Raw genomic sequence first — 25,106 nt, 5'->3', positions numbered from 1 at the left:
TGTGGCGTGGCTGCGTGTCACGGCAGGTCCATCGCGCGCGATGGCGGCCGCTGTCACACGGCGGTCATAGACGGCAGGTCCAATGCCGCAAAGAACATCGATCAAGACCTGTCTGTTGCAAGCCGGCCCCGCGCCGGCTTTTTCTTGGGAGGCAGGCGCCATTCAGACGACGTTGAGGGACGTGTGATGACACGAGGAACGAGGGCCGCACGGGCGGCCCGTGGCATGGCGGCCGGCCTGCTGGCCGCCGCTTGTGCAGGGCCCGCATGGGCCGACGTGCTGGGGGCGGGTGCGAGCTTCCCGTCGCTGGTGTACCAGCGCTGGGGCGAGACCTTCGCCCGAACCAGTGGCACCCCGGTGCGCTACACCGCCACCGGCTCCGGTGATGGTGTGAAGAAGATCAGCGCCCGGGTGGTCAGTTTCGGCGGCAGCGATTCGCCCCTGCCCGAGGAAGAGCTGAACAAGCGCCGCCTGGTGCAGATCCCGATGCTGGTGGGCGGCATCGTGGCGGTGGTCAACCTGCCGGGCATCGGCCCCAACCGCCTGCAACTGAGCGGCGACGTGCTGGCCCTCATCATGGCCGGCAAGCTGCAGCACTGGAACGATCCGCGCATCGCGGCCTTCAACCCGGGTACGGCGTTGCCGGCGCTGCCGATCCGGCGGGTGGTGCGCAACGAGAAATCCGGCACCACCGAGGGCTTCACCCGCTACCTGGCCGGCGTGTCGCCTGCGTTCGCGGCCGAGGTCGGCGTGCACCAGCTGCCCCAGTGGCCGGGCGAGGTGGCACGCGCGGACGGCAACGACGGCGTCGTGCGGCTGCTCAAGTCCACGCCCGGTGCGATCGCCTACGTGAGCCATGACCGGGCCGAGGGCGACCAGCTCGCCTCGGTCAAGCTGCGCAATGCCGCCGGCCGCTGGGTGGCCGCGGGCGAGGAAGGCTTCCGCGCCGCCATCCTGGAAAGTGATCTGTCCCGGCGCGGCGACGACATCGCCCCGCTGATGGATCGCCCGGGCCCCGCCACCTGGCCGATCACGATGACCAGCTTCGTGCTGGTGGACGCGGCTCCGGCGCAGGCCGAGCAGGCCGGCCCCGCGCTGCGCTTTCTCTACTGGTGCTTCATGCACGGCGACGAGCTCACCCGCGGCACCGGCTTCGCGCCGATACCGGTGAGCCTGCAGTCGCGGCTGGTGGCGCGCTTTGCCAAGGTCAAGGGCCAGGACGGCAAATTGCCGGCCTACCTGTCGATGTGACCTGGAGGCAAGAAGGGGCGGAACGTGGACCTGATCCTCTGGCGCCATGCGGAAGCGCGCCAAGCCGCCGACGGCGAGGACGATCTGGCTCGCCCGCTCACCCCCAAGGGCGAGCGCCAGGCCAGGCGCATGGCACATTGGCTCAACCAGGTGCTGCCAGCCACGGCCCGCATCCTGGTGAGCCCGGCCGTGCGCACCCAGCAGACCGCTCAGGCGCTGGACCGGCGCTTCAAGACCTGCGCCCCGCTGGCACCCGATGGCACGGTGGACAGCCTGCTTGATGCCGCACGCTGGCCGGACTCCCGCGAGCCGGTGCTGGTGGTAGGCCACCAGCCGGTGCTGGGCCTGGCGGCGCGCCGTCTGCTGATGGGCTCGGCCCAGGAGCCGCTGCGTATCAAGAAGGGCGGCGTGTGGTGGTTCCGCGTGCGCGACGAGGCCCAGGGGCCGCAGCTGACGCTGATCACCGTGCGCTCACCCGACCTGCACTGAAGAGGCGCCACGCAGCGGCGCCGCTCTACCTCAGGCTGCACGCTGCCGGCGGCGCACCCACCAGCCCAGCGGTGCCAGGCCGGCCAGCAGCAAGGCCAGCGACTGCGGCTCCGGTACGGCGCTGACGTTCAGGCCCTGCACCTGCAGGGTGGACACGCCGCCGAAGTCGCCCATGTCCACCACGCCGAAGCTCAGCGTGGTGGGCCCGGCGCTGAGCGCGACGCTGAAGCTCTGCAGGCCCGTCTGCCACAGCATGTCACCGCCCGCCGGGGTGTGCGCATCCAGGCTGGAGCCCAGCCAGATCACGCAGCCGTTGAGCACCAGGAAGGCCTGGTCGGCGAAGTCGGTGTCGCGGGTGGCCAGGTTCCACTGGAAGCTCAGGCGATCGCCGGCGGCCGACAGGAAGGTCTGCTGCGCCAGCGCACCTTCGTAAGCGAAGTGGCCATCGCGGTCCAGCGCGCCGGGCGCCAGGCCCGCGGCCACTTCCAGGCCATCGGCGCCACCCGCCGCCAACGCGCCCACGCCGGCGCGGTTGTAGGGCGCATCGGCGTCGTCGAGGTAGGCCGTGCTCAGGCGCAGCACCGCGGGTGTGCCGGTGCTGTCCACCGTGGCATCGCCCCAGGTGGTCCAGCCTGCCAGGCCGGCGCTGAAGTCGGCGTTGACGAGCCGGGCCTGTGCGGGCAGCGTGGCCAGGGCGGCAAGCGCGAGCGCGCCCGAACGGAAAAAAGATGAGGTCATGGGCATGCGATCGAAGTGGGTGTTCAGCGCAGGATGAAGTCGCGCGCCGGCTGCAGCGACGCAGCGGACACGCCTTGCAAGGTGAGCAGCGGCCGCGCCACGCCAGCGCCCGGGCCGTCGCTGTCGATCTGCACGCTCACACCGGCGCTGCCGTCCACCAGGCGCACGCGTGCGTCGGCAAAGGCGTCCGCGCCGGTGTAGCCGATGGACGCCAGCAGCGCACGCAGGTCGACCTGGTCCTTGCCGGGCACGAAGTCGCCCACCGTGTCGCCGGCATCGCGCATGGAGAGGTAGCGGTACACGTTGATGCCGCCACGGCCTGCGAGCAGGTCGGCGCCCGGGCCGCCGATCAGGATGTCGTCGCCCGCGGTGCCGGTGAGGCTGTCGCGGTTGGCGGTGCCCTCGATGGTGCGGAACAGGCTCAGGCCCACCACCACCGGGTCATGGTCGGAAGAGCGGTAGGGCGTGGGCATGTAGTTGTCGGGCGCGCAGGTGGCGCAGGCCGGCTGCTTGAACTCCAGGTTGTAGTCCAGCACCGCGGGCTCGTCGGCGTTGATGTGCCAGTCGGCGGCACGCACCGCCTTGGCGGCCAGCGATGCGGTGGCCAGGGCCTGGTCGAGCCGGCCGGCCGCGCCGTCGAAGACATAGGAGTAGCCGAAGGTGTTGTCGCGGCCCACCAGGTCCACGTAGCCCGCGCCCGTGAAGTCCACGATCGGGTCTTCCTTGGCATAGGCGTTGAAGTCACCCACCAGCAGCACGTCGTTGCTGTTGCTCGCGGCCTGCAGGCGGGCCACGAAGCTGCGCGTGGCAGCGGCCTGCTGCAGGCGCCGGTTGTTCCAGCAGCCTTGCAGGTCGCCCTGGTCGGCGTCCGGCCCGCTCGCACCGTCGCAGCCCTTGGACTTGAAGTGGTTCACCACCAGCGTGAAGCGCTCATGATTGGCCAGCTCGAAGGTCTGCGCGAGGGGTGGGCGGTTGTGCACGCTGGTGGTGTCGCTGGTGGATGCGCCCACGCGTGCGAGGCGGGCTGGCTTGTAGATCATGGCGACCTTGATGGCATCGGTGCCGGTGCCGCTGGCCGGGTCGGGCACCGCGGCGTAGGTGCCGGCGCCCAGCTGCGCGTTCAGCGCATCCACCAGGTTCTGCACGGCGGTGCTGCCGTTGTTCTGCATCTCCATCAGGCCCACCGCATCGGCGTTGATGGCGGCCAGCGCGCTCACGATCTTGGCGCGCTGGCGCTCGAACTCGGCACGGTTGTTCGCGCCACGGCAGTTGGAGGCCGACGTGCTGGTGTCCAGCGTGCAGCCCTGGCCCGTGCGGCCATCGGCCGTCTCGCCGTTGGTGAAGGTGGTGAAGAAGTTGAGCACGTTGAAGCTGGCCACCTTGAGGTTGCCGCCCACCGCCTCCGGTGTGGCCGTGCGCGGGTTGCTGCGCACGAACACCGGCACCACCGTGGGGTGGATCTTGTAGTCGCCCGGCTCTGCGTTGCTGGCGGTGGCCAGGCCGAAGTCGATGACGCCGGTGACGCTGGCCACCGTGTCGCCGGCGCGCAGCGTGTTGTCGACGCCAAGGTAGGGCATGGGGTTGGGGTTCTGCGCACTGCTGCCATCGTCCAGCAGGATGCGGCGGCGCGCGTTCTCGTTGGCGAGCGCCTGTGCATCGGGGCCCGGGCGATGGCGGTTCGTCGGCGTTTCCATGCGGCCACCGGCCGACAGCGTCACCTGGCCGAAGCGGCCGAGAAAGTAGTTCTGGCTCACGGTGAGCGGGCCGGCCAGCGTGACCAGCATGCCCTCGTAGCGCTCCAGGTCACCATCCATCGCTTCCGGCAGCGACACCACCACCGGCGCGATGCCGAAGCCGCTGCCCAGCACGGTGAGGCCGGAGACCGATGTGAGCTCGGTCACCGGACGCGCGGCGGTGTGCGCATTGCCGGCCGCGCCGGTGTTGAACTCGGTGACCTTGCCGCTCAGGCGCAGCTGCTGCCCGGCCTGCACCGTGGGCACGCTGCCGGTGAACACGAAGATACCGTCGGAGGTGAGCGGGTTGCCGTCGCCCGCCGGGTCCTGCAGGTAGAAGCCGTTGTTGATCACCTTGGTGACCACGCCGGTGGTGGTGACCACCTGGCTCACCAGCGGGCTGGTGGCACCGCTGCCCTGGATGGCGTGGATCGGCGTGTCGGCCGCCATGGCGGCGCAGGCCGCGAAAACGCACGCGCTCATGACCGCCAGCTGGCGGCCGAACCTTTGCATCTGCATCGTGATCCCTGTGTGTGTCTGCAAAGTGGCGCAGCGTGCCTGCGGGGGATGACAGCCGCATGTCAAGGGCGGGCGGGTGCATCGGTCACAAAACCGTCATCGCCCGGTCGCAACATCGCCTCATGGCCAGCCCCACCCCCTCCAGTTGTCCACAGCCGCGGTGAGTAAGCCTGTGTGCAACCGGTGGGCCGATGACCCAAGGCCTTGACACGACGCCACCCACCGCCCCGTTGCTGCACGATGGTGCAGGCATGAGCGCGGCCACTCCGTTCTGCGGCTCGCCCTACGGGGCCGACGAGCACGGCCTGATCTGCGGTTACCGTCTCGGCAGCCCGCCGGCGCAGGCGATTGGCTGCGTGGAAGCCATGGACTGGCTGGCCCAGCCGGGCGCTGCGGGCTTTGTCTGGCTGCACTTCAATCTCTCGCATGGTGGCACCCTGCCCTGGCTGCAGCGGCACGGCGGCATGCCACCCACCTTCTTCGAGTCACTGGCGCAGGTCAACCGCTCCACTCGCAGAGAGCGCGCTACAGCTGGCTGTCTCCTGCCCAATGTGGTCGCGGGGTTCAGCGCTGCAGCCGCTGCGGCAGCGTGATGCGGATGAACTCGGTGTTGTCCGACGCCAGCTCCCGCCCGCCGCCATACGGGAAGTTGTTGTCATTGATCACAAGCAAGGTGCGCGCGTCCAGCACCAGCACGTCCTCGATGGTCACGTAGGGCAGCGTGTACACCGTGCTGCCGTCGCCGTTCAGGTCGTCCGGGTCGGCCAGGTTCATCAGGTCGGCCAACTCCGTCTTGGCCACGGTGCCGCCGTTGGTCACGCCTGCGATGTCGATCAGGTAGAGCTTCTTGAAGGGCGGGGTGGGCGTGGTGGCGGTGCCGCCGTTGCGCTCGATCACGATGAAGCGGTGGTCGTCCACCGCCGTCATGTCGCCGATGTTCGTGCCGTCAGCCTCCAGCGGGTAGAACCAGGTGGTGCCGGTCCAGGCTTCGCTGGTCAGGTCGAACTCATTGATGCGCAGCAGCTTGGCCGGATCGCCGGCGACGCCCTTTTCCAGCAGCGCGTACAGGCGCGTGCCACTGGTGTTGATCGCCATGCCCTCGAAGCCGCCGGATCCCGGCAGGTTGGCCACTGCGGCGCCCGCGCGCACGTCCTTGTGCTCGGGCGCGTACACGCCCGGCAGCGGGATGGCCGCACGCAGCACGGTGCCATGGGTGTCGGTCTTCACCAGGTAGGGGCCGAACTCGTCGCCGAACCAGTAGTGGCCCTGCTTGTCGCGCCGGATGGATTCGATGTCCAGGTCGGCGCCGGTGAGCAGGCGGCCGGCGCGGATCTCCGGGGCCACCGCCGGCTTGGCCGGGTCACCGTAGTAGTGCTCGAGGTCGGCCTGGATCGGCAGGCCGAGCTGGTGCTGCGCGTCGTTCAGCGTGAGGCGGGTGCGTCGGCTGAAATCGGACGTGGGCCGCCCGGCCAGCCAGCCGGCCGGCGACACCGTGCCGCTGCCACCATGGCGGCTGCGGAAATCCACCTTCACGGTGTACACGCGCAGCAGCGCGTCAGCCGAATTGGCCTGCGCGCCGAAGCCGTTGTCGGTCATCACGCGGAAGGTGTCGGGCGCCGGGCCAGGCAGCACGCCCGAAAAACCCTGCACCGGCTGCTTGTCCACATAGGGCGGCAGGTGGGTGCCATAGGGGTTGGGGGCGGCGAACTGGCCCGAGGTGGGGCCGTCGGCAAAGGTGGCCGCGGGCAGCAGCGCCCAGCCGCTCAGCGTGGGCACCTTGTGCGGGTCGGCTTGCGCCTGCAGGCTGCACAGCAGCAGCGCGGCGCTGACCAGTGCGCCCCGCGCGTGGCGAGGGGAACGTCGGATCATGCGGATCTCCCGGTGTGGTTGTGGGTGGTCGAACCGCAGGATTGTTCGGGCCCGGGATGTCGCGCTCATGACGCATCCGGGCGCCGCACTTGCCACACCTGGCGCATGGACCGTCTGCCCGCCGACACCCGCCGCCTGCTCAAGCGCTACCAGCACGCTGGACACCAGCGGCAAGGACGGCACCCTGCGCGGTGTGTTCGGGCGCATGAGCCCGCTGGGCGTGCACACGGCGGCCTGGAAGGCGCCCACCGAGGACGAGAAGGCGCGCGATCCGCTCTGGCGCATCCACCAGCGAGTGCCGGCAGCCGGCGAGATCACGGTCTTCAACCGCAGCCACTACGAGGATGTGCTGGTGCCGGTGGTCAACGGCTGGATCGACGAGGCGCAGACGCGCCAGCGCTACACCCACATCAACGATTTCGAGCGCATGCTCACCGAGACCGGCACGGTGGTGGTGAAGTTCATGCTGCACATCTCGAAGGACAAGCAGCGCGAGCGCCTGCAGGCCCGCATCGACGACCCGGCCAAGCGCTGGAAATTCCAGCGCGATGACCTCACGGTGCGCGAGCACTGGGCCGAATACCAGCGCGCCTACGAGGCCGCCATCGCGGCCACCGGCACGACCTGGGCGCCATGGACCATCGTGGCGGCGGACTCCAAGACGCACCGCAACCTGATGATCGCCACGGTGATGAAGGACACGCTGCAGCAGCTGAAGCTGCGCTTCCCCGAAGGCGACGCGGCGGACGCCAAACTGAAGGTGACGTAGCGCCGGCGTGCGCGGCGCCGGTCCGCGTCAGGCCTTCTTCGCGCCCTTCTTGGCCTTCGGGCGGCCGGTCTTCACCGTAGGCACCTGCGCCAGCGCGGCCTTGAGCGCCGCATCGTCCAGCGCCGCCAGCGCCTTCAGGCCGGCGCGCAGCACCTCGCTCTTCTTCGCCGGCTGCGCCAGTGCCACCGAGCGCTGCTTCAGCTGCGCCAGCATGGCGTATTCGCTGGCGGGGATCGTGAAGCTGTCGCGCACCAGCTTGTCCTTCGCCGGCTTGGCGGCCGCCTTGGCATCAGCGCGGGCCTTGGGCATGGCAGGCGCCGCTGCCGCCTTGGCGGCGGGCTTCGCGATCGCCTTGCGCGGCACGGCGACCTTGACCGCCGGCTGCGCGACGGTGGCCTGCTTGGCCGCGGTGGTTGCACGCTTGGTGGTGCGGGTGGATGTGGCCATGGGAGTCCTCCTAATAAACGATATATACAGTTTATACGGTTTAATTGGATTCCCTGATGTGCACTCCGTCACGCCATGGTCACGGTCGGCCGCGATAGTGCCGCGCAGACCCACACCCAAGGAGCCCCCATGACCCGCCCAGCACTGCGACGCCTGTTGCAGGCCGCACTCCTGACCGCTGCCAGCTGCACCGCCGCCCATGCCACCACCGTGGCGCTGGCCGCCGACGGCGGCTGGAGCGCGTTCAACGTCAACGACCTGGACGCCACCAGCTTCGGCGTGGAATGGATTGACAACGCGAACAGCCTGTCGCCGGACTTCGGCAGCCCCTTGTCCTTCAGCTTCACGGTGGCCGCCGGCATGCAGGCCCGCCTGACCGTGGTGGACGCAGGCTTCGCAGGCGACACGTTCGCGGTGTTCGACCATGGCAGCAGCCTGGGCGCCACCTCCAGCGTGGCGTTGACGGACGCGGCCACCGCAGTCAACACCGGCACCGACTTCGACGCCGCATTGGCCAACACGCAGTTCAGCCGGGCGGTCTACACGCTGGGCGCAGGCGAGCACCTCATCAGCGGCAGCCTGCTGCAGTCGGTGCAACTCGGCGGCCAGCCGCTGAACGCCACCGTCGGCGGCGTGCGCCTGGAGGTGAGTGCAGTGCCCGAGCCGGCCACCTGGTTGAGCCTGCTGGCCGGCATGGGGCTGCTGGGCTTCACCGTCAGCCGCCGCTGCCGCCCCTGAGATCCACCTCGGAGCTTCTGATGACACTGCGTTCCCTCTCGATGGCGCTGGCCATCGCCGCTGCCGGCTCGCCCGCCTGCGCCCAGATTCCGGCCGCCCCGTTCAAGGTGAAGGTGATCGGCTTCAACGACTACCACGGCAACCTGCAGTCGCCCGGCACCTTCGGGCAGAGCACCACCGTGCCGCCCGCCCAGCGCCCGCCGGTGGGCGGCGCGGAGTACCTGGCGGCGCACGTGGCCCGCATGAAACGCGAGAACCCGCTCAACGTGGTCGTGGGTGCCGGCGACTTCATCGGCGCATCGCCGCTCATCTCCGCCCTGTTCTTCGACGAGCCGGCGGTGGAGACGCTCAACCACATCGGCGTGGAATTCAACGCCGTGGGCAACCATGAGTTCGACAAGGGCGCGGCCGAGCTGCGCCGGCTGCAGAACGGCGGCTGCAAGTTCACCAACGGCGCGCCCGACCCCAACAGCTGCAAGGGCGTGGGCTCCTCCGCGCCCGGCACCTTCGACGGCGCTAAATACAAGTGGCTGTCCGCCAACGTGGTGGAAGCCGCCACCGGCCGCACGCTGCTGCCGCCGTACGGCATCAAGACCTTCAACGGCGTGAAGGTGGCCTTCATCGGCATGACGCTCAAGGGCACGCCCAACATCGTGACACCCACCGGCGTGGCGGGCCTGAGCTTCCGCGACGAGGCCGACACCGTGAACGCGCTGGTGCCCAAGCTGCGCGCCCAGGGCATTGAGGCGATCGTGGTGCTGGTGCACCAGGGCGGCTTCCAGGCCAGCCCCACGGTGTCGGACATCAACGGCTGCGGCGGCGACTTGAAGAACGCCGATGCCAGCGACGGCGACCTGCGCGCGATCGTCAAGCGCCTGGACGACGCGGTGGACCTGGTGATCAGCGGCCACACCCATGCGGCCTACAACTGCTCGGCCAACACGGTGGACGTGAAGAACAGCGGCGGCACGGTCACCAGCACGCCGCGGCCCACCGGCCTGCCCAACAAGGTGGGCCGCCTGGTGCCGGCCACCAGCGCCAGTGCCTTCGGCCGTGTGCTCACCGACATCGACCTGACCATCGACCCGAAGACGCGCAACGTGATCGCGGTGTCGGCCACCAACCGCCTGGTGGACCGCACCGACCCGTCCGCCACCGCGCTGGTGAGCGCCGACCCGACGGTGAAGAACATCGTCGAGGGCTACAGCGCGCTGGTGTCGCCCTTGGCCAACCAGGTGATCGGCACCATCACCGCGCCGCTGCCCAACAGCGCGGCCGACAGCGGCGAAATGCCCGCCGGCGACCTGATTGCCGACGCCCAGCTGCAGGCCACGCAGCCGGCGTCGCTGGGCGGTGCGGTGGCTGCCTTCATGAACCCGGGCGGCGTACGCAACCCCGGCTTCGTCGGCCCGGCGTATCCCTACGACGTGACCTACGGCAACGCGTTCACGGTACAGCCCTTCGGCAACAGCCTGGTCACGATGACACTGACCGCGCAGCAGCTGAAGAACCTGCTGGAGCAGCAGTTCGCCGGGTGCCTGGAGCAGACCGGCACGCGCATCCTGCAGGTGAGCAACGGCGTGTCCTACAGCTACAGCGCCAGCGCGCCGCCGTGCGCCAAGATCGTGAACCTGAGCCTCACGCCAATGGACGTGACGGTCACGCCGCCGGTGGCCACCGGCTCGCCGGAGCTGGTGGTGGTGAACGGCGTGGTGCAGAACCCGACCAAGGCCTACCGCGTGACGGTGAACAATTTCCTGGCGACGGGCGGCGATGGGTTCACCGTGCTCAAGGGTGGTACCCAGCCGCTGGGCGGCGCGCAGGACATCGATGCGCTGGTGGCCTACCTCAGCAGTGGCTACCTGGCACCGAATACGGCGTACAACCCGGCTCACCCCTCGCTGCACATCCCGCGCATCCAGCGCCTGCCGTGAGCTTGCAGCGTCGCGCGTGCTTGGCCGCTCTGGCGGTCCTCACCTTGCGGCCAGCGCACGCCGCCGGACGCGAGCAGGTCATCGCTGCAGGCGAGCAGGCGTTGGCCGCGGGTGATGCCGATGCCGCGTTGCAGCTGTTCGAGCGTGCCGCCGGCTTCGGCCACCAGGCCGACACCGAGCTGCGCACGGTGCGTGCGTTGATGCAGCGCGGCGCCTATCGCCAGGCGCTGGCGCTGTGTGCCCACGTGGCCGGCGAACACCGCGATGAAGCCGGCCCGGCTGCGCTGCATGCGTGGCTGCTGGACGCCGGCGGCCAGCGCGAGGCGGCGCGCCGGGTGCTGGCGGAGGCGCCGCACGGGTCGCTGCTGGTGCAGACGCAGCGTGCGCTCACCGGTGAGCCCCGCATCGCATCGCCCGGCATGCTGGACTTGCCACATCGCATGGCACCAGTGGCGGTGCGGTCGGTGGATGCACCGCCCGATACGGGCTGCCGGGTGGTGTGCACCGCTGCCTTGATCGATGGCGGGGACCGGGCGCTGGCGCCGTGGTCCATGGTGGTCGGCGCTGGTCGCCTGTGGGTGAGGAACGGCCTCGGCATGGCACAGGGCGCAGTGTTGGAAAACGGGCTGGAGGGGCTGGGCCTGGCCTTGCTGCGCTTGAACGCCCCTTTGCCTCTTCCCCCGACGCCCGGCCTTGCGCCGCGAGACCCGTTTGCCGGCAGCCCGGGCGCGGTGGTGGCGTACACGGCCAGTGCAAGCGCCGAGCCGGCCTGGCCGGCCCTCGGCGCCGGCTTCCTTGGCCGCAGCACGGCGGCAACTGCTCTGCTGCGGCGCCTCGGCATTGCGGTGAACGGCCGCGTGGACGGCGCTCCGGTGCTCGACGCGCAAGGCCGCCTCTGCGGCGTTGTCCGCCACCCGGCAGGCGAAGAGGCTACCTGGGTCCCCCTGTCTGCACTGCGCAGCCGGTGGGCCGCCCTCCTGCCCCCGCCTGCGGTGCCGGCCCCCGCGCCCGCCATGGCGCTGGACCTGGCCTACGAGCACGCGCTGTTCCGTTCGCTTCAGCTCATCGTGAGCCCGGCCTGACGAGTGCGGCGACGACGCGTCACGCGGCCGTCACATGCCATGGCTAGGCTGTGGCCCCATTCATCATCATCCATGTCACCCGAGGAGATCGCCGTGTCCGTACGCCGTCTGGCAAGCGCCCTGTTGCCGTTCGCAGTTGCATTGATGGCGGGCTGCGCCACGACCCAGGCTGGGCCTGAGAAGATTGCGGACACCGCCGCCCACACCGCGCAGCTGAGCACGCTGAACCGCCTGCTGAACGAAGCCGGCATGGCAGACACCCTGCGCGGCGATGGCCCGTACACCCTCTTCGCCCCCAGCGACGACGCCTTCAAGGCCCTGCCGCCCGCCACGCTGCAGGCCCTGCAGGCCGACAAGGCGAAGTTGAAGGCGGTACTCGGCTACCACGTGGTGCCGGGCCGCATGGCGGCAGGCGACATCCGCGGCGGCAAGGCCAAGACCGCAGAAGGCAGCGAAATCACCTTGGCCACGGCCGGCACCTTCGTGACGGTGGAAGACGCGATCGTGACTCAGGCGGATGTGCCGGCCACCAACGGCGTGGTGCATGTGATTGACCGGGTGCTGATGCCGCCGAAGAAGTGACCGGCGCAAACGTCACCGCGCGGTGATGCAGCGGCAGTCTCCCGCTCAGCCCCGCCCGCCGGCAAACCAGCGCCGCATCAGTCTCTCGCGCTTCCGAGGGTCGAAGTTCACGCGCGAGGCATCCCCCTGCAGCGCCTCGACCAGCCGGCGATCCATCAGCGCGAACCACAGCGGCGGCAGGTACGCTGCGGGGAACATGCCGAAGTAGCCGGTGGGCAGCTGCGGCGCATCGTTGAAGTGGCGCAGCGACTGGTAGCGCCGGCCGGGATGGGCATGGTGGTCGGCGTGGCGCTGCAGGTGGAACAGCGCCCAGTTGGAGAACACGTGGTTGCTGTTCCACGAGTGGCGGGGTGTGCAGCGCTCCACCGTGCCATCGGCCGCATGGCGCCTCAGCAGGCCGTAGTGTTCGATGTAGTTGGCGGTGGTGAGCTGGAAGTTGGCCCAGAACGACGCCAGCAGCAGGAAGGGCAGCACGCGCCAGCCCAGCCACAGCACCAAGGCGCTCCACAACAGCGTGGTCAGCGCGCCGGCGAGCACGATGTCGTTGCGCAGCGACAGCACCGGCAGGCCACGCAGGCGCAAGCGCGCGGCTTCGAGCCGCCAGGCGCGCACGAAGCCACCGGGCATCTCGCGCGCCAGAAAGCGCCAGATCGACTCGCCCATGCGGGCGGAGGCGCAGTCCTGCGGCGTGGCCACATGGCGATGGTGCCCGCGGTTGTGCTCCACGCAGAAGTGGCCATAGCCGGTGGGCGCCAGGGCCACCAGCGCCAGCCGCTGCTCCAGGCGCGTGAGCTTGTGCCCCAGCTCGTGGCCCAGGTTGATGCCGAAACCACCCACCATGCCGGTGGTGAGCACCAGCGCCAGCCTGGCATGCCAGGGTAGCGGCCAGGTGGCTGCAAACCATGCCGCCAGCACGAACATCGCCCACAGCAGCGGCACCAGCGCATAGGTGACGCGGCGGTAGTAAGCGTCCTGTTCCAGCGCGGGCACGGCGGACTCCGGTGGGTTGCTGCGGTCGGCGCCCAACACCGTGTCCAGCAGCGGCCCCAGTCCATAGACCAACACCACAGGCGCCCAGAGCCAGCCCACACCGGCGCCAAGGCCCGCCACTGCGAGCGGCCCCATGCCCACCAGTAAAGGCACGGCAAGCGACAGCAGCCACGCCGGTCGCTTGAAGTCGCGATAGGCCTGCGGCGAAGGAACCGGCGGATCTGTGCTCATGCGCCGCAGTGTGTGGCCGCGCGACCCGCGCAAACACCGAAGCGGCCGCCAGGTGCCGGTCCTAAAGTGACAGCATGCTCGATGCGCCCATCCATCCCACCTACGTGCGCCTGCTGCGCGTGCTGCTGCGCCGCCTGGGCGCCGACGCCGACGCGCTGCTGCAGGCGGCCGGCATCGCACCGCAGCAGCTGGCGCACGACGCCGGCCCGCTGCCGCTGGACACCGTGTCGCAGCTGGCGCTTGCGAGCATGCGCATCACCGGCCGGCCCTGGCTCGGGCTGGAGCTGGGTGCGTCCATCGAGCCGAGCAGCCATGGCGCCCTGGGGCTGGCGGTCATCACCAGCCCGCAGCTGCGCGCCGCAGTGCGCACCATCGCCCGGCACGCCGGCACGCGCGCAGGCCTGCTGCGCTGGCAGCTCGATGAGCGCGGCCCCGGCGCCCGGCTCACCGTCACCCCGGCAGGGCCGATCGTCCAGGCGCAGGGTTTCATCGTGGACATGGTGCTCGCCTGCCTGGCCCGTGCACTGTCCGCGGTGGCCGGCCCGCTCACCGGGCTGCGGATCGCGGTTCCGGGGGCGCGGCCGCCATGGGTGGCGCAATACCGCGCGCTGGTCGATGCCGAGTTCGTGTTCGATGCGCCCGCCCTGGCGCTGGACTTTCCGGCGGCGCTGCTGGATACGCCCGGGCTGGCCGCCGACGCCGCCGCCCATGCGGCCGCCCAGCGCGAGTGCGAGGCGCAGGCCGCGGCGGCGCGGCAGGGCACGCCGACCACCGCCGCCCTGGTGGAGCGCCGGCTGCGCACGGTCAATGGCGGCGCCTACCCCAGCCAGCAGTCGCTCGCGCGCGAACTGGGCTGTTCGGTGCGCACGTTGATGCGCCGCCTGGCGCACGATGGCACCAGCTACCAGCAGCTGCTGGACCGCACGCGCCAGGACCGCGCATTGTGGTACCTGCAGCACACCCAGGCCAGCGTGGAAGACATTGCCCACGCCCTCGGTTACGAGGATGCCTCCAACTTCGGACGCACCTGCAGGCGCTGGTTCGGCCAGCCGCCCGGGCGCCTGCGCCAGGCCGTGCCAGCGCCACCGGCCTGAAGCGCACAGGGCCCAAAAAGCCCCCCAAACCCCCTTCGATTCCAGCCTTCCCCCGCCTGCCGCCCGCGGTGTACTAGCGGCATGACCGCGACCATCACCCTGGCGAACCAGCGGACCTTTCTCGCCGAGCGCGGCATCAGCGTGCTGGACGCCGCCCTGACCAGCCACCTGGTGCTGGAGCATGGCTGCCGCACCGGGCGCTGCGGTGGCTGCAAGGCGCAGGTCACCGCCGGCGAATCGGCCGTGCTGCGCGAGGAGGTGTCGCTCCAGCCCGACGAAGCGGCCGCCGGCTGGATCCTCACCTGCGCGCGCGAAGCCGTGTCCGACCTGGCGCTGGACATCGAGGACCTCGGCGCGCTGGCCACCATCGGCACCAAGACGCTGCCGTGCCGCATCGCCAGCCTGGAGCGCCTGGCGCCGGACGTGATGAAGGTCACGCTGCGCCTGCCGCCCAACGCCTGCTTCAACTTCCTGGCCGGCCAGTACATCGACATCACGGGACCCGGTGGCGTGAAGCGCAGCTACTCGATCGCGAGTGACGCGCGCCAGCCCGGCCAGATCGAGCTGCATGTGCGTGCGGTGGAAGGCGGCGCGATGAGCCGCTACTGGTTCCACGACGCCAAACCCAACGACCTGCTGCGTTTTCGCGGCCCGCTGGGCACCTTCTTCCTGCGCGACGTGGCGGGCCTGCACCTGGTGCTGCTGGCCACCGGCACCGGCATCGCGCCCATGCTGTCCATGCTGAGCGCCCTGCCGCACCTGGCCCTAGCCGAGCGCCCCGCCAGCGTGTCGCTCTACTGGGGCGGCCGCCAGCCGCAGGACCTGTACCTGGCCGATGTCGCCCAGCGCGCGCCCGGCCTGCGTTACGTGCCGGTGCTGTCACGGGGGGATGCCAGCTGGGCGGGCGAACGCGGCCATGTGCAGCAGGCCTTCCTGCGCTTCGCGCCCAACCTCGCCACCTGCGCGGTGTACGCCTGCGGCTCGCAAGCCATGACCGACTCGGCCCGCGCCACCCTCGTGGCTGCCGGCCTGCCGGCCAAACGCTTTCACGCTGACGCCTTCGTCAGCTCGAACTGAACTCTCACACAAGGAACGCGCCATGAAAGCCGTGATCCTGGCCGGTGGCCTGGGCACTCGCCTCAGCGAGGAGACCTCGGTGCGGCCCAAGCCGATGGTGGAAATCGGCGGCCGGCCGATCCTGTGGCACATCATGAAGATGTACTCCACGCATGGCGTGAACGACTTCGTGATCTGCTGCGGCTACAAGGGCTACGTGATCAAGGAGTTCTTCGCGAACTACTGCCTGCACACGTCAGATGTCACCTTCCACATGGCGGACAACCGCATGGAAGTGCACCGCCGCCGCAGCGAGCCCTGGCATGTGACCCTGGTGGACACCGGCGACGACTCCATGACCGGCGGGCGCCTGCGCCGCGTGGCCAAGTACGTGCGCGATGAGGAGGCCTTCTGCTTCACCTACGGCGACGGCGTGAGCGACGTGAACATCGCCGACAGCATCCAGTTCCACCAGCAGCACGGCAAGCTCGCCACCGTGACCGCCACCTACCCGCCCGGCCGTTTCGGCGCGCTGGAACTCAGCAACGGCCAGGTGCAGCGCTTCGTGGAAAAGCCGCGCGGCGACGGCGGCCTGATCAACGCAGGCTTCTTCGTGCTGAGCCCCAAGGTGCTGCCCTACATCGAAGGCGACAGCTCCATCTGGGAGCAGGCACCGCTGATGAACCTGGCCGCCGACGGCCAGCTGATGGCCTACGAGCACAAGGGCTTCTGGCAGCCGATGGACACGCTGCGCGACAAGCAGCACCTGGAGCAGCTGTGGGAGGCGAACAAGGCCCCCTGGAAAACCTGGGACTGCAATTCGTGAGCGGCGCCTTTGTGAACACTGCGTTCTGGCAAGGCAAGCGTGTCTTCGTCACCGGCCACACCGGCTTCAAGGGCAGCTGGCTCACCCTCTGGCTCAAGGCCATGGGCGCCGAGGTGGCGGGCTTCGCGCTGCAGGCGCCCACCACGCCCAGCCTTTTCGAGGCCACCCGGGTGCACGAAGGCATCCAGCACACCGTGGGCGACATCCGCGATGCGGGCGCGCTGCACACCGCGCTGGTGAGCTTCCGCCCCGAGATCGTGCTGCACCTGGCGGCCCAGCCGCTGGTGCGCGCCAGCTACGCCGACCCGGTGGGCACCTACGCCACCAACGTGATGGGCGTGGTCCACCTGCTGGAGGCCGTGCGCTGCGCCGGCACGGTGCGCGCGGTGGTGAACGTCACCACCGACAAGTGTTATGAAAACCGCGAGTGGCTGTGGGGCTACCGCGAAGACGAGCCCATGGGCGGGCACGATCCGTACAGCAGCAGCAAGGGCTGCGCCGAGCTCGTCACCTCGGCGTACCGCCGCTCCTTCCTGCACGGCAACGTGGCGCTGGCCACCGCCCGCGCCGGCAACGTGATCGGCGGGGGTGACTGGGCGGCCGACCGCCTGGTGCCCGACATGCTCAAGGCTTTCGAATCCGGCGCGCCGGTGGTCATCCGCAATCCGCTCGCCACCCGGCCCTGGCAGCATGTGCTGGAGCCGCTGTCAGGCTACCTGATGCTGGCCGAGCGCCTGCACGGCGACGGCCAGGCCTTCGCCGAAGGCTGGAACTTCGGCCCCGCCGACAGTGACGCCCAGCCCGTGGGCTGGATCGTGGAGCGCCTCACCGCGCTGTGGGGCGACGGCGCCCGCTGGCAGCTGGACGGCACGGCGCAGCCGCACGAAGCCCACCTGCTGAAGCTGGACTGCTCCAAGGCACGCCAGCGCCTGCACTGGCAACCGCGCTGGCCACTCGACACCACGCTGCAGCGCATCGTGCGCTGGCACCAGGCCTGGCTGGCGCGCGCCGACATGCGCACGCACTGCCTGCAAGAAATCAACGACTACGTTCAGGGAACAACGACATGAGCACCACCCCCGACAGCCTGCGCGCGCAGATCAGCCAGCTCGTGCAGCAGTACGCCGAGCTGGCGCTGGCGCCGCGCGCCTTCACGCCGGGTGAATCCACCGTGGCCGTGTCCGGCAAGGTGATCGGCGCGCCGGAGCTGCAGATGATGGTGGAGGCCTCGCTGGACGGCTGGCTCACCACCGGCCGTTTCAACGACGCGTTCGAGCAGCGCCTGGCCGCCTACCTGGGCGTGAAGCACCTGATCACGGTGAACTCGGGTTCGTCGGCCAACCTGGTGGCCTTCAGCACGCTCACCTCGCCGCGCCTGGGCGACCGCGCGATCAAGCCGGGCGACGAGGTGATCGGCGTGGCCGCGGGCTTCCCCACCACGGTGAACCCCATCCTGCAGTTCGGCGCGGTGCCGGTTTTCGTGGACGTGGAGCTGGGCACCTACAACATCGACGCGGCCAAGATCGAAGCCGCCATCACGCCGAAGACACGCGCGATCATGCTGGCGCACACGCTGGGCAATCCGTTCAATCTGGACGTCGTCACCGCGCTGTGCCGCAAATACGGCCTGTGGCTGATCGAGGACTGCTGCGACGCACTCGGCTCCACCTACGACGGCAGGATGGTCGGCACCTTCGGCGACATCGGCACGCTGAGCTTCTACCCCGCGCACCACATCACCATGGGTGAAGGCGGCGCGGTGTTCACCAACAACGCGGAGTTGAAGCTCATCGCCGAAAGCTTCCGCGACTGGGGCCGCGACTGCTACTGCCCGCCCGGCAAGGACAACACCTGCGGCAAGCGCCACTGCCAGAAGTTCGGCAGCCTGCCCGAAGGCTACGACCACAAGTACACCTACTCCCACCTGGGCTACAACCTCAAGATCACCGACATGCAGGCCGCCTGCGCGCTGGCACAGCTGGATCGGCTGGATGGTTTCGTGGCCGCGCGCAAGCGCCACTTCGCACTGCTGAAGGAGCGCCTGCAAAGCTGCGAGGAATTCCTGCTGCTGCCCGAGGCGACGCCCAAGAGCGATCCGTCGTGGTTCGGCTTCCCCATCACGCTGAAGCCGGCCGCCAACGTCAAACGCAACGACCTGGTGCAATACATCGAGCAGGCGAAGATCGGCACGCGGCTGCTGTTCGCCGGCAACCTGACGCGCCAGCCCTACATGCAGGGCCGCAACTACCGCGTGAGCGGCGAGCTGGTGAACACCGACCGCGTGATGAACGACACCTTCTGGCTCGGCGTTCACCCGGGCTTGACGGACGGCATGCTGGAGCACATGGTCTCCACCCTCGAAACCTTCTTCGGCCTGAACTTCTGATGAAAGACGCGGTGGAGTTGCTGCCGGGCGCGTTCTACGTGCCCCTGACGCGCTTGGCCGATGCGCGTGGCAGCTTCGTGAAGACGCATGCAGTGAGCGCGCTCGCCCGCATGGGCCTGCGCTTCGAGCTGCGCGAGGAGTTCTATTCCGTCTCCCACCAGGACGTGATCCGCGGCATGCACTTCCAGCGCCCGCCGCACGACCACGACAAGATCGTCTACTGCCCGCAGGGCCGTGTGCTGGACGTGCTGCTGGACTTGCGCCGCGGCGCAGGTTTTGGCCGCGCGATGGGCGTGACGCTGGACGCGCACGACCCGGCCATCATCTTCATTCCGCGCGGCGTCGCGCATGGTTTCAAGGCGCTGGAAGACGACACGCTGATGGTCTACAAGACCTCCAGCGAACACGCGCCCACCCACGACGCCGGCATCCGCTGGGACAGCTTCGGCTTCGACTGGAAGTGCGCCGCACCGGTGATGTCCGAACGCGACCGCGGCCATGCGGCGCTGAAGGACTTCGACACGCCGTTCTGATGCGCATCTTCCTCACCGGCGGCACCGGCTTCATCGGCTCGCACTTCATCGACCAGGCCCATGCCGCTGGCCACGAGGTGGTCGCACTGCGCCGCCCGGGCAGCCAGCCGCGCCTGCCGCTGGCAAAGGAACCGCATTGGGTGGACGGTGAACTCGATGGCGACCACACTGCTGCGCTGCAAGGTTGCGAGGTGCTGGTGCACCTGGCCTCGCACACGCCCAACCCGCCCTACGACACGCTGGAGCGTTGCCTGTACTGGAACGTTGTTGCGTCGGTCAAGCTGGCCGAGCAGGCACGCGCCGCCGGCATTTCGCGCTTCCTGGTCGCCGGCTCCTGTTTTGAGTACGGTCGGGCGGCAGAACGGTACGACGCCATTCCCGTGGACGCGCCGCTGGAGCCGGTGATCTCCTACCCGGTGTCCAAGGCCGCCGCCTCGGTGGCCTTCCTGGCGCTGGGCCGGCAGGCGGGTGTGCGCTTGCAGCTGTCGCGCATCTTCCAGGTGTATGGCGAAGGCGAACAGGCTACGCGGCTGTGGCCTTCGCTGCGCCGCGCCGCGCTGGCGGGTGAGGACTTTCCGATGAGCGCCGGGGAACAGTGGCGCGACTTCATCGCCGTGCAGGACGTGGCGGCGCACTTCGTGCAGTCGCTCACCTGCGAGCACATCGCGCCCGGCGAGCCGATCGTTCGGCACGTGGCCAGCGGCCGGCCGCAACGGCTGATCGACTTTGCACAACACTGGTGGCGCCACTGGGGCGCGACCGGCCGGCTGATCCCCGGCGCGGTGCCCTACCGGCCGGGCGAGGTGATGCGGCTGGTGCCGCAGGTGGACTGATTCGCCTTCGGGCCTCCGCGCCGCGGCGGCTCGGCTCGGCGCGGCTCGGCTCGCTTCCTGCTACAAGCGCAGCATGCCCTTTCTCACTGGTGTGCTGCGGCCAGGCGTCCTGGCTGCCCTGTCCCTGCTGCTGGCCGCGTGCCGCCCCACCCTGCCCACACCGGGCCTGCGTGAGCTGCCGCCACCACCGCCGCGCTGCACGCCAGCGGCCGGCGCACAGCCGCTCAGGCCGGTGGTTCCCGAGCCGGGGCAGGGCACGGAGCCGGTCGCCCGGCCGCAGGGCACCACGGCCGCCGCCATGGGCTACTTCGAACGGCTGCCGCCCGGGTATGCCGCCGACACCGCGCGCCGCTACCCGCTCGTCATCTTCCTGCATGGCGCGTTCGAAACCGGGCACTACCTGGCCAAGCTGGACGGCAGCGCGGTACCGGGTGTGCGGCAGCACGACCTCACCGCCTTGATCGACCCGCGCCGCGGCGGGGACACACCCTTCCTGGTGCTGTACCCGCAACGCTGCAGCTACGTGCCAGCCCCTGGGGAACTGCGCGAGTTCATCGACTATGCGATGGCGGCCTACCGGGTGGACCCGCGCCGCATCTATCTCGTGGGCCACAGCGCCGGCGCCGGCACGCTGTGGCTGGCACTGCCGCAGCTGGCGGACCGCGTCGCCGCGGCGGTCAGCCTCTCGGCCGTGGATGTCGGCGCCGACCTCTGCCCCGCGCGCGATGTGCCCGTGTGGGCCTTCCATGGAGCGGACGACCCTGCCGTGCCGCTGGCACACAGCCGGGAGCTGGTGCGGCGCATCAATGCCTGCTCACCACCGCCACGCCAGCCGGCGCGGCTGACCGTGCTGGAGCGCGCTGGCCACGACATCGACACGCAGGTGCTGCAAGCCCATCCACCGGCGGCACCGGGTGGCGAGGAAACCGACGTGTTGCGCTGGCTGCTGCAGCACACCCGCTGAGGGAGAGCATCGCCTGCCTCACTCCGCGCGCGCATCCTCCACCCGCCAGAACCGCCGCCGCGAGCGCAGCGCAAAGCGCACGCGGTACTGCGACATCGACATGCCCGTCTCGCGCTGGAAGAGGCGCCGGAACGCCGCCGCATCGGCATAACCGCAGGCTTCGGCGACACCCTGCACGCCGTGCAGCGTCACCTCCAGCAGCATCTTGGCGCGCTCGATTCGCAGGCCATGCAGGTAGGCCAGCGGCGTCATGCCGGTCACCTGCCCGAAGTGCCGCAGCAGGGTGCGTTCGCTCACCGCTGCAGCGGCCGCCACCGGCGCCAGGCGGTAGGGCTGGTCGATGTGGTCCTGCAGGTATTGCATCGCGCGGTACACCGGGCTGTCCGAGGTGCGGCTCAGCCAGCGCTTGGCGACGAGCGCCGGCGTGAGCTGCTGGCGTTGCGGCTGGTGCAGCAGCACCTGGGCCACGGCCTGCGCGAGATCCGGGTCGTGCACGTGGCCCAGCACGCGCAGCATGAACTCGCTCATCAGCGCCGGCGCCACGCAGCTGAAGCAGCGCCCCGCTGCGCTGAACGCCTCGTCGGCGCTCCAGTCGCAGTGCGGATACTGCCGCGCCATCCAGCTCTGGTAGGGCCAGGGCGCTGCGACGCGTGCACCATCGAGCAAGCCCAGCGCCGCCGGCAGCGCCACGCCGTTGGCGCAGGCGGCCAGCCAGCCGCCGTCGGTCATGTGGCGCTCCACCGTGCGCAAAGCGGCGGGCGAACGCGCCAGCACCTCACCCACATGCGGTGCATTGCGGGTGTTCAGGGCAGGAATCACCAGCACGGTTCGCGACGGCGGCACCCGCAGGCGGGACGGCTGCTCCAGGAACGGCAGCGACAAGTTGCGGCCGCTGCCGGTGAGCACCTGCCACACGATGCGCGGCGGTGCATCGGGCCGCTGCAGTTGCGCGATGCCGGCGGCCGCACGCACCACGTCCAGCGCGGAAAACACGGTGCCGGGCAGTGCCTCCGGCAGCCAGAGCAGGCGCAGCCGCAGCGGCGGGCGGTCATCACCACGGCGCGAAGCGCTCATGGCGAGATCGGCATTTCAAATGGCGGGATCGGCACGCGGCGATTGTGCCCTCGCCGCCTAGACTGCGGCGACCCCTGCCACACCACCGACCGACCATGACGCTCAAACCCCGCACCGCCTCGTTCGCTGCCGCGCTCTGCACCGCCCTGCCGCTGGCCGCCTTCGCCGCGCCCGATGCGCGCCTGCTGCAGCAGGCGCAGCAGGCCCAGCCGGCCGTCGTCAGCACGCTGAAGGAGCTGGTGCTCATCGAGTCCGGCAGCGCCAACGTGGCAGGCCTGCAGAAGATGGCCGACTACACCGAGCGGCGCCTGAAGGCCCTGGGGGCCCGCACCGAGCGCCTGGCCGTGAGCCGCGGGCCCGGCGGCGTGATGGTCAAGGGCAGCTTCAGCGGCACCGGCCAGGCGCGCGTGCTGCTCATCGCCCACATGGACACGGTGTACCCCGAGAACACGCTCGCCACCCAGCCGCTGCGCGAGGACGGCAACAAGCTCTACGGCCCCGGCATCGCGGACGACAAGGGCGGCATCGCGGTGATCCTGCATGCGCTGCAGCTGCTCATGGACGCGGGCTGGCGCAACTACGCGCAGCTCACCGTGCTGTTCAACCCTGACGAGGAGATCGGCTCCATCGGCTCGGGCGAAGCCATTGCCGCGCTGGCCGAGCAGCACGATGTGGTGTTGTCGTGCGAACCAACGGCTGCCAAGGCGGTGGCCCAGCAGGAGGCGCTGCTGCTGGGCGCCGCCGGCACGGCCACCGCCACCCTGGAGGTCAAGGGCCGCGCCTCGCATGCAGGCGCCGCGCCGGAGCTGGGTCGCAATGCGCTGGTGGAGCTGTCGTACCAGCTGCTGCAGACGCGCGACATCGCGAAGGCCGTGCCCGGCGCGCAGCTGAACTGGACCACCGCCAAGGCGGGCGAGGTGCGCAACCAGATTCCCGAGCAGGCCGTGGCCGGCGGCGACGTGCGCACCACCCAGCCGGACGCGGCCGCCAGGCTGCAGGCCGCGCTACAGGAAAAGGTGAACAGCAGCCACCTCGTGCCGGACACGCAGGCCAAGGTGACGATGGAGGTGGGCCGCCCGCCCTTCGTGGCCACCGACCGGGGCCGCGCCCTGGCGCAGCACGCCCAGTCCATCTACGCCGAGCTGGACGGCCGCCCGCTTGCGCTGGTGCCCTCCACCGGCGGCGCCACCGATGCGGGCTTTGCCGGCCGCTCGGGCAAGGCCGTGGTGGTGGAGAGTTTCGGCCTGGCCGGTTTTGGCTACCACGCGCGCGACGAGTACATCGAGCTCGACTCCATCGTGCCGCGCCTGTACCTGATGACGCGGCTGCTGCAGGACATCGGCAGCGGCAAGGCGGGGCGCTGATTCAACCCGGCGCAGCCCACCCGGGCTTCAAGGTTTGCGCCGCATGGCCCGGGGCGACACGGCACGGCCGGCCGGCACGCGCACACGGCGCAGGCCCTCCTGCGTCAGGCGGGCGGAGCCGACAGCGCCGTCGGCCAGGCTTTCGATCAGGAGGAGCCCCATGCGGTTGAGCAGCAGCAGGTGACCCTGCAGCGCGGCCGGCTCGCAGTGCGCCAGTGCTGCCAGCCGCTGCACCGCCATGTCGGCCGGGTGGCAGGCCGCCAGGTGGCGCATCAGGGCATGGGTGAGGTCGTCGCGCGGTGCCTTCAGAAAGGCACTTTGGGCATCATGGGCAAGCGGCTTGCCGGTCACGCGGTGGAGTCCACCCGCGGCCAGTGCTCCAGGCGCCGCTCCAGCACCCGAACGTAATGATGCGCGGTGAGGTAGGCATCACTGCGCTGACCGGCGGTTTCGCAGCGGGCGCGCTGCGCACGCGCGTCGGCGAGACGGCGTTTCAAGGCTTCCAGCGAGTCGTCCATCGTCCGTCACCTTTCGAGTTGTGCGGTCACCCTTCAACGCAGCAGGCAGGCACCGCGCCTACGCACAACTTTCCAGCCGGGCGCTGTGAAAAGCCCGCGATCATGGCACAGCACGCAGCCACTCCCCGAAACGGCGCACCGTGGCAAGCTGGCCCTTCCACTCCGGGTAGCGCAGGAAGTAGGCTTTTTCCGCCGTCCAGCTGCATGAGGACACTGCCAACAACTGGCGCGCCTGCAGCGCCCCGGCGGCCGCGTAGTCGGGCAGCAGCGCCACGCCCAGGCCCGCGATCGCGCCGTTGAGCGCCATGGACAGCAGGTCGTATTGCGGGCCGGCGTTCAGCTGGCCCGGCGGCATCGCGTCCCGCAGGCCAGCCGCCTGCAGCCAGGCGGCCCAGCCGTGCGGCACGCTGGCCTGGCGCACCAGGGGCGCCTGGCACAGCAGGCGCAGCAGCTCGGCGCGCCCCAGGCCACGGGCCCGGCAGGCGATGCCCAGCGACTTCAGCAGCGCCGGCGCGGCAAACGGTTTGGCCTGCAGCGCCAGCACCCGCTGTGCATGCAGCCCCGGCACGGCGCCCTCGCAGAACTCGATCGCCGCGTCGCCGGCGAAACGGCTGTAGTCCACCGGGCCGACGTGGGTGGACAGGCTGAGCGTGATGTCCGGATGGGCGGCCACGAAGCCGCTCAGGCGCGGCATCAGCCAGAAGGTGCCGAAGCTGGAGGCCACCGACAGCTTCAGCTCCCCGCCCCCGCCCTGGTGCTGCACGATGTTCTGCGTGGCGCGCTCGAGCTGGCGCAGGGCGGGCGACACCTCCGACCAGTAGGCCCGCCCGGCCACCGTGAGCTGCAGGCCGCCGCGCTGGCGCAGGAACAGCGGCACACCGAGCTGCGCTTCCAGCGCGAGGATCTGGTGGCTCACCGCGCCCTGGGTGAGGTGCACTTCGGCCGCAGCCTTGGTGAAGCTGGCGTGGCGCGCACTGGCGTCGAAGCAACGCAGGGCGGTGAGGGACGGCAAAGATGTCATCGCATTAGCTTTCTTCATGCCAGCCCCAGCACATTTCGATTGCGCCAGCAGGCTGCGGCGGGCAA

At 70.1% G+C, this 25,106-nt stretch carries 26 protein-coding genes; 17 read left to right on the top strand and 9 right to left on the bottom strand.

All coding sequences use genetic code 11. From position 1 onward, the window contains the following. Positions 1–186 precede the first annotated feature (186 nt). Entirely contained in the window at positions 187–1,251 is a 1,065-nt protein-coding gene (gene pstS, locus VPH43_RS11120; protein WP_328577757.1) for a phosphate ABC transporter substrate-binding protein PstS, read from the top strand. A gap of 24 nt (positions 1,252–1,275) precedes the next feature. Then, positions 1,276–1,740, top strand: a complete 465-nt coding sequence (gene sixA / locus VPH43_RS11115; protein ID WP_328577756.1) for a phosphohistidine phosphatase SixA — start codon at positions 1,276–1,278, stop codon at positions 1,738–1,740. Positions 1,741–1,770: 30 nt separating this feature from the next. Here the strand turns inward: sixA and VPH43_RS11110 are convergent, their stop codons facing one another. Together VPH43_RS11110 and VPH43_RS11105 are read right to left on the bottom strand one after the other, a co-directional pair. Next, complete coding sequence (locus tag VPH43_RS11110) at positions 1,771–2,478, bottom strand: PEP-CTERM sorting domain-containing protein (RefSeq protein WP_328577755.1); 708 nt, start codon at positions 2,476–2,478, stop codon at positions 1,771–1,773. A gap of 23 nt (positions 2,479–2,501) precedes the next feature. Then, positions 2,502–4,694, bottom strand: a complete 2,193-nt coding sequence (locus VPH43_RS11105) for an ExeM/NucH family extracellular endonuclease (RefSeq protein ID WP_328577754.1) — start codon at positions 4,692–4,694, stop codon at positions 2,502–2,504. Positions 4,695–4,981: 287 nt separating this feature from the next. Between VPH43_RS11105 and VPH43_RS11100 the strand changes: the two genes are divergently transcribed. After that, positions 4,982–5,323, top strand: a complete 342-nt coding sequence (locus tag VPH43_RS11100; RefSeq protein ID WP_328577753.1) for a hypothetical protein — start codon at positions 4,982–4,984, stop codon at positions 5,321–5,323. Here the strand turns inward: VPH43_RS11100 and VPH43_RS11095 are convergent. Further along, positions 5,295–6,599, bottom strand: coding sequence for an esterase-like activity of phytase family protein (locus VPH43_RS11095; RefSeq protein WP_328577752.1), 1,305 nt, complete (start codon positions 6,597–6,599; stop codon positions 5,295–5,297). The two genes, VPH43_RS11100 and VPH43_RS11095, sit on opposite strands and share 29 nt — an antisense overlap. 67 nt (positions 6,600–6,666) lie before the next feature. Between VPH43_RS11095 and VPH43_RS11090 the strand changes: the two genes are divergently transcribed. Beyond that, positions 6,667–7,368 carry a PPK2 family polyphosphate kinase gene (locus VPH43_RS11090; protein WP_328577751.1) on the top strand — a complete coding sequence of 234 codons (702 nt, stop codon included), beginning with the start codon at positions 6,667–6,669 and terminating at the stop codon, positions 7,366–7,368. Positions 7,369–7,395: 27 nt separating this feature from the next. Here VPH43_RS11090 and VPH43_RS11085 read toward each other — a convergent pair whose 3' ends face one another. Then, on the bottom strand, positions 7,396–7,815 hold the full coding sequence (locus tag VPH43_RS11085) for a hypothetical protein (RefSeq protein ID WP_328577750.1): 420 nt from the start codon (positions 7,813–7,815) through the stop codon (positions 7,396–7,398). A 129-nt stretch (positions 7,816–7,944) separates the two neighbouring features. On the opposite strand from VPH43_RS11085, the gene VPH43_RS11080 reads away from it, so the two are divergent. The 4 genes from VPH43_RS11080 to VPH43_RS11065 all read left to right on the top strand — a co-directional run bounded on the left by VPH43_RS11080 (position 7,945) and on the right by VPH43_RS11065 (position 12,151). Beyond that, positions 7,945–8,553, top strand: coding sequence for a PEP-CTERM sorting domain-containing protein (locus VPH43_RS11080; RefSeq protein ID WP_328577749.1), 609 nt, complete (start codon positions 7,945–7,947; stop codon positions 8,551–8,553). Between the two features lie 20 nt (positions 8,554–8,573). Beyond that, the gene (locus tag VPH43_RS11075) at positions 8,574–10,487 is read left to right on the top strand and encodes a bifunctional metallophosphatase/5'-nucleotidase (RefSeq protein ID WP_328577748.1); all 1,914 of its coding nucleotides are present in this window, start codon (positions 8,574–8,576) and stop codon (positions 10,485–10,487) included. Positions 10,488–10,507: 20 nt separating this feature from the next. Beyond that, positions 10,508–11,569 (top strand): tetratricopeptide repeat protein, encoded by a 1,062-nt coding sequence (locus VPH43_RS11070; RefSeq protein ID WP_328577747.1) that lies wholly within the window; start codon positions 10,508–10,510, stop codon positions 11,567–11,569. A gap of 144 nt (positions 11,570–11,713) precedes the next feature. Continuing rightward, positions 11,714–12,151, top strand: a complete 438-nt coding sequence (locus VPH43_RS11065; protein ID WP_442909267.1) for a fasciclin domain-containing protein — start codon at positions 11,714–11,716, stop codon at positions 12,149–12,151. A 45-nt stretch (positions 12,152–12,196) separates the two neighbouring features. On the opposite strand, the gene VPH43_RS11060 is transcribed toward VPH43_RS11065, so the two are convergent. Next, entirely contained in the window at positions 12,197–13,372 is a 1,176-nt protein-coding gene (locus VPH43_RS11060; RefSeq protein ID WP_328577745.1) for an alkane 1-monooxygenase, read from the bottom strand. Positions 13,373–13,446: 74 nt separating this feature from the next. On the opposite strand from VPH43_RS11060, the gene VPH43_RS11055 reads away from it, so the two are divergent. The 8 genes from VPH43_RS11055 to VPH43_RS11020 all read left to right on the top strand — a co-directional run bounded on the left by VPH43_RS11055 (position 13,447) and on the right by VPH43_RS11020 (position 21,064). After that, on the top strand, positions 13,447–14,466 hold the full coding sequence (locus tag VPH43_RS11055) for an AraC family transcriptional regulator (RefSeq protein WP_328577744.1): 1,020 nt from the start codon (positions 13,447–13,449) through the stop codon (positions 14,464–14,466). A gap of 81 nt (positions 14,467–14,547) precedes the next feature. Next, the gene (locus VPH43_RS11050) at positions 14,548–15,543 is read left to right on the top strand and encodes an FAD-binding oxidoreductase (RefSeq protein ID WP_328577743.1); all 996 of its coding nucleotides are present in this window, start codon (positions 14,548–14,550) and stop codon (positions 15,541–15,543) included. 22 nt (positions 15,544–15,565) lie between these two features. Then, positions 15,566–16,348, top strand: a complete 783-nt coding sequence (gene rfbF / locus VPH43_RS11045; RefSeq protein WP_328577742.1) for a glucose-1-phosphate cytidylyltransferase — start codon at positions 15,566–15,568, stop codon at positions 16,346–16,348. Further along, on the top strand, positions 16,345–17,418 hold the full coding sequence (gene rfbG / locus VPH43_RS11040) for a CDP-glucose 4,6-dehydratase (RefSeq protein WP_328577741.1): 1,074 nt from the start codon (positions 16,345–16,347) through the stop codon (positions 17,416–17,418). Before rfbF ends, rfbG begins: the two co-directional genes overlap by 4 nt. Next, positions 17,415–18,734, top strand: coding sequence for a lipopolysaccharide biosynthesis protein RfbH (gene rfbH / locus VPH43_RS11035; protein ID WP_328577740.1), 1,320 nt, complete (start codon positions 17,415–17,417; stop codon positions 18,732–18,734). Before rfbG ends, rfbH begins: the two co-directional genes overlap by 4 nt. Beyond that, entirely contained in the window at positions 18,734–19,267 is a 534-nt protein-coding gene (locus VPH43_RS11030; protein WP_328577739.1) for a dTDP-4-dehydrorhamnose 3,5-epimerase family protein, read from the top strand. The genes rfbH and VPH43_RS11030 overlap by 1 nt, the downstream gene beginning before the upstream one ends. After that, positions 19,267–20,100, top strand: coding sequence for an NAD-dependent epimerase/dehydratase family protein (locus VPH43_RS11025; protein WP_328577738.1), 834 nt, complete (start codon positions 19,267–19,269; stop codon positions 20,098–20,100). Before VPH43_RS11030 ends, VPH43_RS11025 begins: the two co-directional genes overlap by 1 nt. A 73-nt stretch (positions 20,101–20,173) precedes the next feature. Beyond that, positions 20,174–21,064, top strand: a complete 891-nt coding sequence (locus tag VPH43_RS11020; RefSeq protein WP_328577737.1) for a hypothetical protein — start codon at positions 20,174–20,176, stop codon at positions 21,062–21,064. An 18-nt stretch (positions 21,065–21,082) separates the two neighbouring features. Here the strand turns inward: VPH43_RS11020 and VPH43_RS11015 are convergent, their stop codons facing one another. After that, positions 21,083–22,138, bottom strand: a complete 1,056-nt coding sequence (locus VPH43_RS11015; RefSeq protein ID WP_328577736.1) for a GlxA family transcriptional regulator — start codon at positions 22,136–22,138, stop codon at positions 21,083–21,085. A 95-nt stretch (positions 22,139–22,233) separates the two neighbouring features. Here VPH43_RS11015 and VPH43_RS11010 point away from each other — a divergent pair, with 95 nt between their 5' ends. Then, positions 22,234–23,502, top strand: a complete 1,269-nt coding sequence (locus tag VPH43_RS11010) for a glutamate carboxypeptidase (RefSeq protein WP_328577735.1) — start codon at positions 22,234–22,236, stop codon at positions 23,500–23,502. A gap of 27 nt (positions 23,503–23,529) precedes the next feature. Here VPH43_RS11010 and VPH43_RS11005 read toward each other — a convergent pair whose 3' ends face one another. The 3 genes from VPH43_RS11005 to VPH43_RS10995 all read right to left on the bottom strand — a co-directional run bounded on the left by VPH43_RS11005 (position 23,530) and on the right by VPH43_RS10995 (position 25,041). Beyond that, a complete protein-coding gene (locus VPH43_RS11005) occupies positions 23,530–23,853 on the bottom strand; it encodes a hypothetical protein (protein ID WP_328577734.1) in 324 nt (107 codons plus the stop codon). Next, positions 23,850–24,020 carry a hypothetical protein gene (locus tag VPH43_RS11000; protein ID WP_328577733.1) on the bottom strand — a complete coding sequence of 57 codons (171 nt, stop codon included), beginning with the start codon at positions 24,018–24,020 and terminating at the stop codon, positions 23,850–23,852. The genes VPH43_RS11005 and VPH43_RS11000 overlap by 4 nt, the downstream gene beginning before the upstream one ends. A 100-nt stretch (positions 24,021–24,120) precedes the next feature. Next, the gene (locus tag VPH43_RS10995) at positions 24,121–25,041 is read right to left on the bottom strand and encodes a LysR family transcriptional regulator (protein WP_328577732.1); all 921 of its coding nucleotides are present in this window, start codon (positions 25,039–25,041) and stop codon (positions 24,121–24,123) included. Between the last annotated feature and the right edge of the window lie 65 nt (positions 25,042–25,106).

The sequence above is a fragment of the Ideonella sp. BN130291 genome (genome assembly GCF_036231905.1).
Lineage (GTDB): Bacteria > Pseudomonadota > Gammaproteobacteria > Burkholderiales > Burkholderiaceae_C > CAMLIZ01.
The sequence above is the reverse complement of the archived record's forward strand: the minus strand, read 5'-3'. Positions and strand labels throughout refer to the sequence as shown.